Origin of the sequence: Streptomyces roseicoloratus, from assembly GCF_004117935.1 — a bacterium.
In the GTDB taxonomy this organism is placed as follows: Bacteria; Actinomycetota; Actinomycetes; order Streptomycetales; family Streptomycetaceae; genus Streptomyces; species Streptomyces roseicoloratus.
Window position 1 is genome coordinate 1 of the sequence record NZ_SDOY01000003.1, and the last position, 14200, is coordinate 14200.

Sequence of the window (14200 nt, forward strand, 5' to 3'; positions counted from 1 at the left end):
CGGTCGGACCGGCCCCGCGGCGGCCGGCGCCGGGCGCGCGGACCCCGTGGCGGCCCGCGGCTCGTCGGCCGGGGCGTCGGCCGACTGGGCGTCACCGACCGGCTTGCGGACGACCACGGGCGGGATCGGACGCGAACCCGGGATGTTGATCCGGATGCGGGTGGTCAGCGTGGTCTCGGTCTTGGGCTCCTCGGACGGCACGGAACCCGTGCCGTCCTGGCCCGGCTCCTGACCGCGCAGACCGTACGGCGGAGTGCCCGAGGGGTACGCGGCCCCGCCGCGCCCCTGGGCGCCGGAGGACGAACTGTCAGTCTCTCGACCAGTTTCACGACTCAAAGCAGGATCTCCCGGTTGGCTCCGCCGCCCGCTCTTGCTGATGCTCGTGGTGATCCGGGCGGTCGGCGGCGCGCACCACCATACTGGCCGCCGCCGATCCGCACCCGACCCGGCGTGGATCCGCCAGGCGCAATCCGTCCGAAGTCAAGGCACTCCCGCGTCAAGTCGGCCTGTTCACGGGGTCGGTCGCATCGGCCGTTGCATCGTGGCGCACATCACAGCGATCGCCATGCCCGCGAGCAGGAAGAACATTTCCCCCAGCCCTCCACCGAACAGGCCGTCGCCTTCCGGGCGTCCGAAGCTGAGGAGCACGACGGAGACGAGCCAGCCGGAACCGGCCGCGGCGACGCCGACCTGGTTGCCGGTGGCCCGCCGGGCGCCGTAGAAGAGGGCTCCGGAGCCGAGGAGGGCGAGCAGCAATCCGGCCGGGAACCAGGCCGCTTGGACGAGGGAGCCGGCCGTGCCGACGAGGAAGCCGAGCACCAGAAGCACGGCGTACCAGACGTATCGGGCGACCGGTGCGAGCGCCGCCGCGTGGCCGTGGTCGGCGCCCGGCGCGCGGCGGGGCGTGGGAGCGGGCGTGCCTCCGGAGGCGGAGGCGCGACTGCGCGGGCCGGTCATGACGCGTCCGTATCCGTGGGGAGGTCCGCGGCGGCGGCCGTGGTCGCGCCGCCGCCCTGACCGGACGGACCCTCCGGCTCCGCCGGGAGGCCCGCGAAGAGGTCGGTCTCGCGTTCGTCGGCGGGCGCGCCGGGCGTGCCGTGGACCAGCTCGTAGTACTCGGTGGTGAAGAGGGGCTGGGCGAGGTTGTTGGAGAGGGCGAAGAAGGGGCCGTCGACGGCGACTTGGGTGGCGTGGGCGGCCATGGCGGCGCTCTTGCGGGCGGCGTACCCGGGCAGGCTCCGGGTGCCGGCCCCGGTTCCGACTCCGGCCACGGCGCCGACCCCGGTGCCGCCGGAGACCTCCGCGGTGATGCGGGCCTCGTCGACCACTCCCGGCACGTCGTCGATCGTCGCGTCCGCCGGGAAGACCGAGCCCTCGGCGCTCAGGCGGGCGAAGGCGGCTTCGGCGACCGGTCGCGGGACGCGGTTCCAGTAGATCTTGGCGATGGCGTGGGCCGGGCCGAGGTCGGGCCGGTACGCCGGGTCGGCGGCGAGTTCGGCGGCGCGCATGGCGACCCGGTGGGCCTGGATGTGGTCCGGGTGGCCGTAGCCGCCGTCGGGGTCGTAGGTGACGAGGACCTGCGGGCGGGTCTCGCGGATCACCTCGACGAGGTACGGCGCGGCGACGTCGACGTCGGTGTTCCAGAAGGCGTTCTCGCGCCGGTTCTGCGGGGCGCCCATCATCCCGGAGTCCCGGAAGCGGCCGGGGCCGCCGAGGAAGCGGTGGTCGGTGACGCCCAGCTCCTTCATCGCGGCGGCGAGTTCGCCGACGCGGTGCTCGCCGAGCCGGTCCTCGCGGTCCGGCGCGAGGTGGGCGAGGCCGGGCGGGATGACCTCGCCCTCCTCGCCCAGGGTGCAGGTCACGAGGGTCACGAGGGCACCCTCGGCCGCGTACCTGGCCATGGTGGCGCCGTTGTTGATCGACTCGTCGTCGGGGTGCGCGTGCACCAGAAGCAGACGACGGGCTGGGAGAACCGTCATGGCCCCACCCTACGAGGCGGGGCCCGCGACGGAGCGGCAGGTCAGACCTTCGGGGTCAGAACTTCAGGCCGCCGATCATGCTCGCCACGTTCGTGGTGAGCGTGCTGATGGACGGGGCGATGGACGAGCTCGCGAGGTAGAAGCCCAGGAGCGCGCAGACCGCCGCGTGACCGGCCTTGAGTCCCGATTTCTTGATCAGAAGGAAGACGACGATCGCCAGCAGCACAACCACCGAAATCGAGAGTGCCACGGCGGTTCACCTCCACACTTCTACGGTCGGACTTACCTGTCGGACAAATCGGTCGGACGTTCGGGTGGCATGTGCCAGAGGATGCATACCCACCTAGCGCTACGGATCATAACTATCCGTGCCATCGCATCGATCGGTGTACGGAGGCATGAGGGGGCGCACGGACGCTAGTTTCGGTCACATGACTTCGCCACGAGAGCAGCCGTCCCCCCAAGAGCAGTCGTCCCAGGTCTCGTTCCCCCGTCAGTACGCGCGGACGCAGCGGTTCACCCTCGGCGCACCGCGCGGTTTCTCGGTCGCGCCGGACGGCGGGCGGGTGGTGTTCCTGCGCTCCGGTTCGGGGACGGACCGCTCGCACCGGCTCTGGGTGCTCGACCTCGACGAGGGCGTGGAGCGGCTCGCGGCGGATCCGGGGGTGCTGCTCGGCGGCGCCGAGGAGGAGTTGTCGCCGGAGGAGCGGGCCCGCCGGGAGCGCAGCCGGGAGGGCTCGGCCGGGATCGTGGGCTACGCGGTGGACGGGGCCGTGGAGTTGGCCGCCTTCGCGCTGTCCGGGCGGCTGTTCGCGGCGGAGCTGCGGGCCGGTACGGCGCGCGAGCTGCCGGTGCCGGGCCCGGTGGTCGATCCGCGGCCCTCGCCCGACGGGCGGTGGATCGCGTACGCGGCGGGCGGCGCGCTGCGGGTGACCGGCGCGGACGGCTCGGGCGACCGGGCACTGGCCGGACCGGAGGCGGAGGCGGAAGGAGTGACGTACGGGCTGGCGGAGTTCGTGGCGTCGGAGGAGATGGACCGCGCCCGGGGCTTCTGGTGGGCGCCGTCCTCGGACCGGCTGCTGGTCGCGCGGGTGGACGAGTCGCCGGTGAACCGCTGGTGGATCGCGGACCCGGCGCACCCGGGCCGTGAGCCGCAGGCGGTCGCCTACCCCGCGGCGGGGACTCCTAACGCGGACGTGCGGTTGTTCGTCGTGGATCTGACCGGAAATCGCACCGAGGTCTTGTGGGACCGGGCCTCCTTCCCGTATCTGGCCCGGGTGCACTGGTCGGCGGCCGGCGCGCCGCTGCTGCTCGTCCAGGCGCGGGACCAGCGGAGCCAGGCGTATCTGACGGTGGACCCGGACACGGGGACGACCGAGGTGGCGCGGGTCGACGAGGACCCGGTGTGGCTCGACCTGTTCACCGGGGTGCCGGCGTGGACCCCGGACGGGGAGCTGCTGCGGATCGCGGACACGGACGGCGCCCGGGTGCTCGCGGTCGGGGACCGGGCCCTCACGGACGCCCGGCTGCACGTGCGGGCGGTCCTCGACGTCGGTGCGGAGGATGTCCTGATCTCGGCGTCCGCGGGTGAGGCGGCCGGGTCTCCCGAGACGGGCGAGATCCATGTGTACCGGGTCGGCCGGCAGGGCGTGGAGCGGGTGTCGGAAGGGACCGGCGTGCACGCGGCGGTGCGCACCGGCCCGGTGACCGTGCTGTCCTCCGCCCGGCCGGACGCACCGGGCAGCGTGGTGCGGGTGCTGCGGGACGGCGAGCGGGTGGCCGAGGTCGCCTCGTACGCGGTGCGGCCGGTGCTCTCGGCGGACGTACGGCTCACCGAGGCAGGCGAGCGGCGGATCCCGTGCGCCGTGCTGCTGCCGTCGTCCTGGCGGGAGGGCGACGGCCCGCTGCCGGTCCTCCTCGACCCGTACGGCGGCCCGCACGGGCAGCGGGTGCTCGCCGCGCACCACGCGCATCTGACGTCCCGGTGGTTCGCCGAGCAGGGCTTCGCCGTCGTCGTCGCCGACGGGCGCGGCATGCCGGGCCGCTCCCCCGCCTGGGAGAAGGCGGTCAGCCGCGACCTGACGCTCGCCCTCGACGACCAGATCGAGGCGCTGCACGCGCTGGCCGGGCGCTTCCCGCTGGACCTCGGCCGGGTCGCGATCCGCGGCTGGTCGTTCGGCGGCTATCTCGCCGCCCTCGCGGCGCTGCGCCGTCCGGACGTGTTCCACGCGGCCGTGGTGGGCGCCCCGGTGACGGACTGGCGGCTCTACGACACCCACTACACCGAGCGGTATCTCGGCCGGCCGGAGCAGGAGCCGGACGTGTACGCGGCGAACTCCCTGCTGACGGACGACGGTCTGACGGCACCGCGGGAGCCGGTCCGGCCGATGATGGTCGTGCACGGCCTGGCCGACGACAACGTCGTGATGGCGCACACCCTGCGGCTGTCGTCCGCACTGCTCGCGGCGGGCCGGCCGCACGAGGTGCTGCCGCTGTCGGGCGTCACGCACATGACCCCGCAGGAGCAGGTCGCGGAGAACCTGCTGCTGCTCCAGGTGGACTTCCTCAGGAGGTCGCTGGGACTGACGGCGTGACGCCGCGGCCGCACCGGTGGGTCCGGCGGCTCACCAGCTGGGCGGGCGGCGGTGCGGCGGGGCCGGCGGCCGGGCGGCGGCGGGGCGGTACGGGACCCGGCGGCGCCGCCCGGGCGGGCCGAGGAGCAGCAGGACCGCGAGCCCGGCGGCCAGCGCGTAGAAGCAGCCGGCGTCGTACGCGACGGCGTACAGGTCCGGTGCGGGCAGGTACGTGTGCCGTTCGGGGCGCAGCGCGGCCGCCGTCCCGGCGGCTCCGGCGCCGGTGAGGAGCAGTCCGGCGAGCAGGCCGAGCGGCCGGGTGTGGCGGGCTCGGGCGAAGGCGCTTCCGGCGGCGGCGAGGAGCAGCAGCACGAGGACGGCGTTGAGCCAGCCGGGCGGTACGGCGAGCGTGGGCAGCATGAGGGAGCGCTCGCCGGTGTAGCGGCCGACGGTGTACTCGGCCGGCAGCAGGGTCGCCCAGCGGAGCTCCCAGGCGGCCCGGACCAGTCCGGCGAGCGCGCACAGGATCCCGGCGGCGACGGCGGGTCCGGTACGCGGGCGCTCCGGCCCGTACGGCTCGTCCCTCGCCTCGTCGCCGCCGCTCCGGCCCCGGCCGCCGCTTCCGGCGTGGTCGCGGTCGTCGTGGCGCCCGGCGGCGGCGGTGACGACGAGTCCGGCGGCGAGGGCGAGGGTGATCAGGGTGGTGACGAGGGCGTCGATGCCGGAGGCCCACAGTCCGGGCAGCCGTAACGCCAGGGTGGTCAGGCCGGTGACGGCGAGCGCGGGCGCGGCGAGCGGGGAGCGCAGGGCGGCGAAGGCGGTGACGGCGTAGGCCACGAGCAGCAGCGGGTCGACGAACGTGGTGCCGGCGGTCCGGTGGGTCCGGAAGCCGTGGTCGCCGGCCCAGTACCAGAGCAGTTCGGTGGTCGGACCGAAGGCGGCGAGGTCGCACAGCAGCCAGACGAAGCCGACGAGGGCGAGTGCGGCGCACAGGGCGGCGCCGGTGAGACGTGCCGTTCGTGTCACAGTCACGGGGCAGATACTCACGGTCGTCCTCGGCCGGGACAAGCGGTTCCGCATATGCGCGGGGCGGGTGCGTCAAGTCGGGCCGCGGGAGCGACCGGCCGGGCCCCTCGGCGCGCCCCGCGGCCGGTCGGACGGCACCCGCGCGACCGTACGCCGTGCGGCCTGCCGCGTCCGCGTCCGCCTGTCGGAGGCGATTCGGTCGGATCGCCTGCGCGTCAAGGCACCTCCGGCCGGTCCGGCCTCGATCCGCCGCGCAGGTTGAAGACCAAGCTAGGAGCCCGCAGGCCCGGTCGGCCCGTCCGCCGGTGGGGGCTGCTCCGGCGACGGAGGCTGTTCCGGCAGCGTGGGCTCCTTCCGGACCGTCCCCTCCCCGGGCGCGGACCCGTCCGGCGCGGACCCGTCTCCCGGCGCAGGGCCCTTTCCCGGCACAGGGCCCTCCCCCGGCGCCGGTCCCTTCCGCAGGGGGGACTGTTCCGGCGACGGAGGCTGCTCCGGCAGTTCGGCCTGCCCCGGCAGGTCCGTCTGCCCGGCCAGACCGGTGTCCTCCGGCAGACCGGTGTCCTCCGGCAGTTCGGCCTGACCCGGCAGTTCGGCCTGCTCCGGGTGGAGGGGCCGGTCCGGAGCCGTTCCCTCCTCCTCCGGCGGGACCACCCGCTTCTCCTCCGCGAAGTGGCAGGCCGAGTCGTGCCTCGCCGGGCTGTCCGTGAGCCGGAAGGCGGCCGGGACGGCGAGCAGCGGGACCTCCAGGGCGCAGCGTTCCTGGGCCTTCCAGCAGCGGGTGCGGAAGCGGCACCCGGAGGGGATGTTGGCCGGGGAGGGCACGTCGCCGGCGAGGATGATCCGCTCGCGGTGCTCGCGCGCGCCCGGGTCCGGCACGGGCACGGCGGAGAGCAGGGCCTGGGTGTAGGGGTGGGTGGGGTGGTCGTAGATCTCGGCGTCGGTGCCGACCTCCACGATCCGGCCGAGGTACATGACGCCGACGCGGTCGGAGATGTGCCGGACGATCGACAGGTCGTGCGCGATGAAGACGTACGACAGCCGGAACTCGTCCTGGAGCCGTTCGAGCAGGTTGACGACCTGCGCCTGGACGGAGACGTCCAGGGCGGAGACCGGCTCGTCGGCGACGATGATCTCGGGCTGGAGGGCCAGGCCGCGGGCGATGCCGATGCGCTGGCGCTGGCCGCCGGAGAACTGGTGGGGATAGCGGTTGATGTACTCGGGGTTGAGGCCGACGACGTCGAGGAGGTCCTGCACCTTGCGGCGCCGGTCGCCCTTGGGCGCGACCTCGGGGTGGATCTCGTACGGTTCGCCGATGATGTCGCCGACCGTCATGCGCGGGTTGAGCGAGGTGTACGGGTCCTGGAACACCATCTGGATGTTGCGGCGCACGGCCCGCAGCGCCCGGGGCGACAGCTTGGTGATGTCGTCGCCCTTGTACGTGATGGTGCCGGAGGTCGGCCGTTCCAGGTTGACCAGCATCTTCGCGACGGTCGACTTGCCGCAGCCGGACTCGCCGACGATGCCGAGGGTCTCGCCCTGGCGGAGGTCGAAGTCGACGCCGTCGACCGCCCGGACGGCGCCGACCTGCTTCTTGAAGAGGATGCCCTGGGTCAGCGGGTAGTGCTTGACGAGGTCGCGGACCTGGAGAATCGCCTCAGCCATGGAGGCACTCCTTCCAGTAGTGGCAGGCGCTGGTGCGCGGTACGGGCGATTCGGTGACCTCGTACAGCGGCGGCACGTCGACCCGGCAGCGGTCGCGGGCGAGCGGGCAGCGCGGGTTGAAGGAGCAGCCGGACGGGATGGCGAGGAGGTTGGGCGGCAGGCCCTTGATGGCGTAGAGCTCCTGGCCCTTCTGGTCGAGGCGGGGGATGGAGTCGAGCAGGCCGCGGGTGTAGGGGTGGGCGGGGGCCTTGTAGATCTCGTGGACGGGCGCCTGTTCGACGATCTTCCCGGCGTACATCACGGCGATCTTGTCGGCGACGTCGGCGACCACGCCGAGGTCGTGGGTGATGAGGATGAGCCCCATGTCGAGTTCGCGCTGGAGCTCGGCGAGCAGGTCCATGACCTGGGCCTGGACGGTCACGTCGAGGGCGGTGGTGGGCTCGTCGGCGATGATCAGTTCGGGTTCGAGGGCGAGCGCCATCGCGATCATGATGCGCTGGCGCATGCCGCCGGAGAACTGGTGCGGGTACTGGCCGACGCGCTCCTTGGCGGCCGGGATGCGGACCCGGTCCATGAGTTCGACGGCCCTGGCGCGGGCGTCCTTGCGGGACATGCCGCGGTGGACCTCGAACATCTCGCCGAGCTGGTCGCCGACGCTGAGCACCGGGTTGAGGGAGGACAGCGCGTCCTGGAAGATCATCGCCATCTTCGCGCCGCGGATCTTGCGCCGTTCGTCCTCCTTGAGGGTGAGCAGGTCCTGGCCCTGGAAGAGGATCTCGCCGCCGGTGATCTTCCCGGGCGGCATGTCGAGGATGCCCATGACGGCCTGGGCGGTGACGGACTTGCCGGAGCCGGACTCGCCGAGCACCGCGAGGGTCTCCCCCGCGTCGACGGAGTAGTTGACGCCGTTGACCGCCTTGGCCACCCCGTCGCGGGTGTGGAACTCCACGTGCAGGTCGCGCACTTCGAGCAGCATGGTCGGCTACCTCAGCTTGGGGTCGAGGGCGTCGCGCACCGCGTCGCCGAGCATGATGAAGGCGAGCACCGTGACGGCGAGCGCGCCGGCCGGCCAGAGCAGCATGTGCGGGGCGTTGCGGATGTACGGGGAGGCCGAGGAGATGTCGATGCCCCAGGACACGGTCGGCGGCTTCAGGCCGACGCCCAGGTACGAGAGGGTCGCCTCCAGGGAGATGTACGTGCCGAGCGCGATGGTCGCGACGACGATGACGGGCGCGACGGCGTTCGGGGTGATGTGGCGCAGCAGCATCCGGGAGTTGGAGGCGCCGAGGGCGCGGGCCGCCTGCACGTAGTCGTTCTGTTTGGCGGTGATGACGGAGCCGCGGGCGATGCGGGAGATCTGCGGCCAGCCGAGCAGCACCATGAAGCCGACGACGGGCCAGACGGTGGAGCTGGTGACGACGGACAGCAGCACCAGGCCGCCGAGGACGACGGGGATGGCGAAGAAGACGTCGGTGATGCGCGAGAGGAAGCCGTCCCAGGCGCCGCCGAAGAAGCCGGCGAGCCCGCCGAGGGCGCTGCCGAGGAGGGCGACGCCGAGGGTGGCGCAGACGCCGACGGTGACGGAGGTCCGGGCGCCGTAGACGGTGCGGGTGTAGACGTCGCAGCCCTGCCCGTTGAAGCCGAAGGGGTGTCCGGGCTGGGAGCCTTCCTGGGCCTTGGACAGGTCGCAGTCGAGGGGGTCTCCGGAGGCGATGAGGGACGGCCAGAGGGAGATGACGACCAGGAAGAGGATGACGAGTCCGGAGAGGATGAAGACGGGGTTGCGGCGCAGGTCGCGCCAGGCGTCGGACCACAGGGAGCGGGGCTTCCTGTCGGGGCCGCTTCCTTCGGGGCCGCTGCCTTCGGGGCCGTCGAGGGTCTTCTCGAGGGTCTCCGCCTCGGCCGTGCCGAGGTCGGCGGTGCCGCCGGCTCCGGTGGAGGCGACGGCGCGTCCCTCGGCGCCGTACGACTCCAGCGGCTCATACGGTTCAAGCGGCTCAGGCATAGCGAATCCTCGGGTCGAGTACGGCGTACAGGAGGTCGACCAGCAGGTTGGCCAGGAGGAACACCAGGACGAGGACGGTCACGAAGCCGACCACGGTCTGGGTGTTCTGGCGCACGATGCCCTGGTAGAGCTGGTAGCCCACGCCGTGGATGTTGAAGATCCGTTCGGTGACGATGGCGCCGCCCATCAGCGCGCCGACGTCGGCGCCGATGAAGGTCACCACGGGGATGAGGCTGTTGCGCAGCAGGTGACGGGTGATCACCCGGCGGCGCGGCAGGCCCTTGGCGACGGCCGTGCGGACGTAGTCGGCGCGCTTGTTCTCGGCGATCGAGGTGCGGGTGAGCCGGGTGACGTACGCGAGGGAGACGGAGGCGAGGACGAGTCCGGGGACGATGAGCTCGTCGAAGGGCGCCTCGGGCGAGACGGCCGGCTCGATCCAGCCCCATTTCACTCCGAGGAGGAGCTGGACCAGCAGGCCGATGACGAAGATGGGGACGGACAGGACGACCAGGGTGAGCAGCAGCACCGTGGTGTCGACGGGGTGGCCGCGCTTGAGGCCGGTGATCACGCCGAGGGTGATGCCGATGACGATCTCGAAGAGGATCGCGACGATGGTGAGCCGGATGGTGACCGGGAAGGCGTCGGCCATCAGCTCGGTGACGGGCTGTCCGTTGAACGCGGTGCCGAAGTCGCCGGTGAACAGGTTGCCCATGTAGGTCAGGTATTGCTGCCAGACCGGCTTGTCGAGGCCGAACTCCTTCTTCAGCTGGGCGGCGGTCGCCGGGTCGCACTGGCGGTCGCCGCACAGGCCGGCGATGGGGTCGCCCATCACGTTCACCATCAGGAAGATCAACAGCGTGGCGCCGAAGAAGACCGGGATCATCTGCAGCAGACGCCGGATCACATATCGACCCATGTCAGGCTCCGGGGGTTGAAGGAAGACCTACGGCCCGGCGCGGAGTTCCGCGGGCCGGGCCGTACGCCACCGACCTGCTACGGCGTCACTTGACCTTGATCTGGTCGTAGACGGGGACGCTGAACGGGTTGAGCGTCACGTTCTCCACCCGGTCCGAGTAGCCGGCGCTGCCGTTCTGGTACCAGAGCGGGATGGCGCCCATGTCGCCCTTGAGGACTTCCTCGGCCTGCTGGAACAGCCCGACGGCCTTCGTGGTGTCGGTCTCCGCGTTGGCCTGGTTCACGAGCTTGTCGAACTCCGGGTCGGAGTACTTGCCGTCGTTGGACGAGGCGTTCGTGAAGTACAGCGGCTGGAGGAAGTTCTGGATGAGCGGGTAGTCCATCTGCCAGCCGGCCCGGAAGGGGCCCTTCATCTTCTGGGTGCTGACCTGGGCGCGGAAGTCGGCGAAGGTGCCGATCGGGTTGCCCACGCAGGCCTTGTTGTTGCCGAGGGCGTTGTTGATGGAGTTGCAGACGGCGTCCACCCACTCCTTGTGGGAGCCGGTGTCGGCGTTGTACGAGATCGTCATCGTGCCGCCCGGGATGCCGCCGCCCTCGGCGACCAGCTTCTTGGCCTCGGTGGGGTTGTACTCGCAGGCGCTGCCGCAGATCTCCTTGTAGCCGCCGTCGGCGCCGAGGACCGGGGACGTCCAGTCCTTCGCGGGCGTGCGGGTCTTCTGGAAGATCGTCTCGGTGATCTGGTCGCGGTTGATCGCCATGGACAGGCCGGTGCGGAGCTTCTCCTGGCCGGGCTTGTTCCAGGCGGGGTCGTAGAACGGGAAGGAGAGCGTCTGGATGATGCCGGCCGGGGTGTTGATGTAGCGGTCGCCGAGGTCGGCGGAGACGTTCTTGAGCTGCGAGGCGGGGACGTCGTCGACGAGGTCGAGGTTGCCGGCCACGAGGTCGGTGTAGGCGGTGTTGTTGTCCGTGTAGACCTTGAGGGTGATGCCGCCGTTCTGCGCCTTGTCGGTGCCCGGGTAGCCGTCCCACTTCTTGAGGACCATCTGGGAGCCCCTGGAGTAGGAGTCCACGGTGTACGGGCCGTTGCCGACCGGCTTCGCCAGCCAGGCGGCGTGGTCGGTGAAGAAGGCCTGCGGCAGCGGGGAGAAGGCGGCGTAGCCGAGGGTGTCGGGGAAGGTGGAGAACTTCTGCGTCAGCTTGACGGTGAAGGTCCGGGGGCCGGTGACCTTGAGGCCGGACATGGTCTCGGCGGTCGGCGCGCCCTTCTCGGGGTGGACCTGGTCGTAGCCGTCGATGTAGCCGAAGAAGTAGGCGTTCTTCTGGTTGTTCTTCAGGTGGGCGCCGTAGTTCCAGGCGTCGACGAAGGACTTGGCGGTGACCTGCTCGCCGTTGGAGAAGGTCCAGCCGTCCTTGACGGTGACGGTGAAGTTCGTCGAGTCCGTGGTCTCGATCTTCTCGGCGAGCATGTCCTTGGCCTCGCCGGTCTTCGGGTCGTACTGCTTGAGCCCGCGGAAGATCATCGAGAGGACCTTGCCGCCCTGCACCTCGTTGGTGTTCGCCGGCTCCAGCGGGTTCTGCGGGTCGCCCCAGGAGGAGCTCACGACGCCGTCCGCGCCCCCGCCGCCGCCGTCGCCACCGCCGCCGCAGGCGGTCGCCGCGAGGGCGACTGCGGTGGCCAGAGCGGCCCACTTGGCGTGCGTGGCTCCGCGCATGGAGTGCCTCCCGATGTCCTCAGTGTGACTTAGGGCCCAATATCACCCGATCTGACGGGGAGTGCACTTTTACGGCGTCCGGATGAACGCCCGGAGACACACGAAGGCCCCGGCTCCCCCCCTGGGGTGGCCGGGGCCTTCACGTCACGTCACACGGGCTCAGCTCGCGTGCACGACGTCCTTCTCCTCCGCGAAGTGGCACGCGGACTGGTGCGCGGCGGGGGTGTCCAGACCGCGGAAGCGCTCCGGGACCGCGAGCACCGGCACCTCGGTGGCGCACTTGTCCTGCGCCTTCCAGCAGCGGGTGCGGAAGCGGCAGCCCGACGGCGGGTTGGCCGGCGAGGGCACGTCACCGGTGAGGATGATGCGCTCGCGGTTGGCGCGGGCTTCCGGGTCCGGCACCGGCACCGCGGAGAGCAGCGCCTGCGTGTACGGGTGGGTCGGGTGGTCGTAGATCTGCACGTCCGTGCCGATCTCGGCCATCTTGCCCAGGTACATCACGCCGACGCGGTCCGAGATGTGCCGGACGATCGACAGGTCGTGCGCGATGAAGATGTAGGAGAGGTTGAACTCGTCCTGCAGCTTCTCCATCAGGTTGACGACCTGCGCCTGGACGGACACGTCCAGGGCGGACACCGGCTCGTCGCAGATGATGATCTCCGGGTTGAGCGCGAGGCCGCGGGCGATGCCGATGCGCTGGCGCTGACCGCCGGAGAACTGGTGCGGGTAGCGGTTGATGTACTCCGGGTTGAGGCCGACGACGTCGAGCAGCTCCTGCACCTTGCGGCGCCGGTCGCCCTTCGGGGCCACCTCGGGGTGGATGTCGAAGGTCTCGCCGATGATGTCGCCGACCGTCATGCGCGGGTTGAGCGAGGTGTACGGGTCCTGGAACACCATCTGGATGTTCCGGCGCACGGCCTTCAGGGCGCGGCCGGACAGCTTGGTGATGTCCTGGCCCTTGTAGAAGACCTCGCCCGCGGTGGCGCGCTCCAGGTTCATCAGGAGCTTGGCGACCGTGGACTTGCCACAGCCGGACTCGCCCACGATGCCGAGGGTCTCGCCCTGGTAGAGGTCGAAGGAGACCCCGTCCACGGCCTTGACCGCGCCGACCTGCTTCTTGAAGAGGATGCCCTGCGTCAGCGGGAAGTGCTTCTGCAGGTTGCGCACCTGGAGGATCGGCTCGCCGCGCTGGATCGGCGCGTCGATGGCGGCTACGGCCTCCGCCTCGGACACGGCCCCGGCCTCGTTCGTCTTGCTCGGCTCAGCCATGGATCGTCTCCTTCCAGAAGTGGCAGGCGCTCTTGCGGCCCGGCAGCTCGGTGCCGTCCTGCTCGGTGACCGGCACCAGGGGCGGGACCTCGGTGTGGCACAGGTCGGTGGCCTTCGGGCAGCGCGGGTTGAAGGCGCAGCCCGACGGGATCTTGAGCAGGTTGGGCGGCAGGCCCTTGATCGCGTAGAGCTCCTGGCCCTTCTGGTCCAGGCGCGGGATCGAGTCCAGCAGACCCCGGGTGTACGGGTGGGCCGGGCGCTTGTACAGCTCGTGCACCGGCGCCTGCTCGACGATCCGGCCGGCGTACATGACCGCGATCTTGTCCGCGACGTCGGCGACGACGCCGAGGTCGTGGGTGATCAGGATCAGGCCCATGTTGAATTCCTGCTGGAGCTCCGCGAGGAGGTCCATCACCTGGGCCTGCACGGTCACGTCGAGCGCCGTGGTGGGCTCGTCCGCGATGATCAGGTCCGGCTCGAGGGCCAGCGCCATGGCGATCATGATGCGCTGGCGCATGCCGCCGGAGAACTGGTGCGGGTAGTCCGAGACGCGGGCCTTGGCGGCCGGGATCTTGACCCGGTCCATCAGCTCGATGGCCCTGGCCGTGGCGTCCTTCTTGGACAGGCCCTGGTGCACCCGGAACATCTCGCCGAGCTGGTAGCCGACGGAGAGGACCGGGTTCAGCGAGGACAGCGCGTCCTGGAAGATCATCGCGATCTTGCGGCCGCGGATCTTCCGGCGCTCCTCGTTGGACATCTTCAGCATGTCCTGGCCGCGGAACAGGATCTCGCCCTGCGGGATCTTGCCGGGAGGCATGTCGAGGATGCCCATGATGGCCTGGGCGGTGACGGACTTGCCGGAACCGGACTCGCCGAGCACGGCCAGCGTCTCACCGGCGTTCACCGAGTAGTTGACGCCGTTGACGGCCTTGGCCACACCGTCGCGGGTGTGGAACTCGACGTGCAGGTCACGGACTTCGAGCAGCGGCCCGGTGTGGTCGCCGCCGCGCGGCGCGGGGACGGTCGCGGTCTTGTCGATAGTGCTCACGTGTACGCCCT

General features: G+C 71.3%; 11 protein-coding genes and 2 pseudogenes. 1 reads left to right on the forward strand and 12 read right to left on the reverse strand.

The window, feature by feature from the left end; translation table 11 throughout:
* The 4 genes and pseudogenes from ESG85_RS00060 to ESG85_RS00075 all read right to left on the reverse strand — a co-directional run.
* A pseudogene (locus ESG85_RS00060) lies at positions 1 to 336 on the reverse strand (hypothetical protein); the annotation flags it as partial.
* Between the two features lie 174 nt (positions 337 to 510).
* Positions 511 to 957 (reverse strand): DUF6113 family protein, encoded by a 447-nt coding sequence (locus tag ESG85_RS00065; protein WP_219825150.1) that lies wholly within the window; start codon positions 955 to 957, stop codon positions 511 to 513.
* Positions 954 to 1979, reverse strand: coding sequence for an N-acetyl-1-D-myo-inositol-2-amino-2-deoxy-alpha-D-glucopyranoside deacetylase (mshB, locus tag ESG85_RS00070; RefSeq protein WP_128975919.1), 1026 nt, complete (start codon positions 1977 to 1979; stop codon positions 954 to 956). The genes ESG85_RS00065 and mshB overlap by 4 nt, the downstream gene beginning before the upstream one ends.
* A gap of 55 nt (positions 1980 to 2034) precedes the next feature.
* Complete coding sequence (locus ESG85_RS00075; protein WP_128975920.1) at positions 2035 to 2229, reverse strand: hypothetical protein; 195 nt, start codon at positions 2227 to 2229, stop codon at positions 2035 to 2037.
* Positions 2230 to 2410: 181 nt separating this feature from the next.
* Here ESG85_RS00075 and ESG85_RS00080 point away from each other — a divergent pair, with 181 nt between their 5' ends.
* Positions 2411 to 4573, forward strand: coding sequence for an alpha/beta fold hydrolase (locus ESG85_RS00080; protein WP_128975921.1), 2163 nt, complete (start codon positions 2411 to 2413; stop codon positions 4571 to 4573).
* A gap of 30 nt (positions 4574 to 4603) precedes the next feature.
* On the opposite strand, the gene ESG85_RS00085 is transcribed toward ESG85_RS00080, so the two are convergent.
* The 8 genes and pseudogenes from ESG85_RS00085 to ESG85_RS00120 all read right to left on the reverse strand — a co-directional run bounded on the left by ESG85_RS00085 (position 4604) and on the right by ESG85_RS00120 (position 14189).
* Complete coding sequence (locus ESG85_RS00085) at positions 4604 to 5584, reverse strand: hypothetical protein (protein WP_128975922.1); 981 nt, start codon at positions 5582 to 5584, stop codon at positions 4604 to 4606.
* Between the two features lie 516 nt (positions 5585 to 6100).
* Positions 6101 to 7240: pseudogene (locus ESG85_RS00090) on the reverse strand (ABC transporter ATP-binding protein); the annotation flags it as partial.
* The gene (locus ESG85_RS00095) at positions 7233 to 8216 is read right to left on the reverse strand and encodes an ABC transporter ATP-binding protein (RefSeq protein WP_128975923.1); all 984 of its coding nucleotides are present in this window, start codon (positions 8214 to 8216) and stop codon (positions 7233 to 7235) included. The gene ESG85_RS00095 and the pseudogene ESG85_RS00090, both read right to left, overlap by 8 nt.
* A gap of 6 nt (positions 8217 to 8222) precedes the next feature.
* Positions 8223 to 9245, reverse strand: coding sequence for an ABC transporter permease (locus ESG85_RS00100; RefSeq protein WP_128975924.1), 1023 nt, complete (start codon positions 9243 to 9245; stop codon positions 8223 to 8225).
* Positions 9238 to 10161, reverse strand: a complete 924-nt coding sequence (locus ESG85_RS00105) for an ABC transporter permease (protein WP_128975925.1) — start codon at positions 10159 to 10161, stop codon at positions 9238 to 9240. Before ESG85_RS00105 ends, ESG85_RS00100 begins: the two co-directional genes overlap by 8 nt.
* An 85-nt stretch (positions 10162 to 10246) precedes the next feature.
* The gene (locus tag ESG85_RS00110) at positions 10247 to 11872 is read right to left on the reverse strand and encodes a peptide ABC transporter substrate-binding protein (RefSeq protein ID WP_128975926.1); all 1626 of its coding nucleotides are present in this window, start codon (positions 11870 to 11872) and stop codon (positions 10247 to 10249) included.
* Between the two features lie 159 nt (positions 11873 to 12031).
* A complete protein-coding gene (locus tag ESG85_RS00115; RefSeq protein ID WP_128975927.1) occupies positions 12032 to 13141 on the reverse strand; it encodes an ABC transporter ATP-binding protein in 1110 nt (369 codons plus the stop codon).
* Positions 13134 to 14189, reverse strand: a complete 1056-nt coding sequence (locus ESG85_RS00120; RefSeq protein WP_128975928.1) for an ABC transporter ATP-binding protein — start codon at positions 14187 to 14189, stop codon at positions 13134 to 13136. The genes ESG85_RS00115 and ESG85_RS00120 overlap by 8 nt, the downstream gene beginning before the upstream one ends.
* Between the last annotated feature and the right edge of the window lie 11 nt (positions 14190 to 14200).

Coding starts and splice junctions, on each gene's coding strand:
- ESG85_RS00115 (WP_128975927.1), bottom strand. CDS start 13,141: ATGGCTGAGCCGAGCAAGACGAACGAGGCCGGGGCCGTGTCCGAGGCG.
- ESG85_RS00100 (WP_128975924.1), bottom strand. CDS start 9,245: ATGCCTGAGCCGCTTGAACCGTATGAGCCGCTGGAGTCGTACGGCGCC.
- ESG85_RS00095 (WP_128975923.1), bottom strand. CDS start 8,216: ATGCTGCTCGAAGTGCGCGACCTGCACGTGGAGTTCCACACCCGCGAC.
- ESG85_RS00080 (WP_128975921.1), top strand. CDS start 2,411: ATGACTTCGCCACGAGAGCAGCCGTCCCCCCAAGAGCAGTCGTCCCAG.
- ESG85_RS00065 (WP_219825150.1), bottom strand. CDS start 957: ATGACCGGCCCGCGCAGTCGCGCCTCCGCCTCCGGAGGCACGCCCGCT.
- ESG85_RS00110 (WP_128975926.1), bottom strand. CDS start 11,872: ATGCGCGGAGCCACGCACGCCAAGTGGGCCGCTCTGGCCACCGCAGTC.
- ESG85_RS00105 (WP_128975925.1), bottom strand. CDS start 10,161: ATGGGTCGATATGTGATCCGGCGTCTGCTGCAGATGATCCCGGTCTTC.
- mshB (WP_128975919.1), bottom strand. CDS start 1,979: ATGACGGTTCTCCCAGCCCGTCGTCTGCTTCTGGTGCACGCGCACCCC.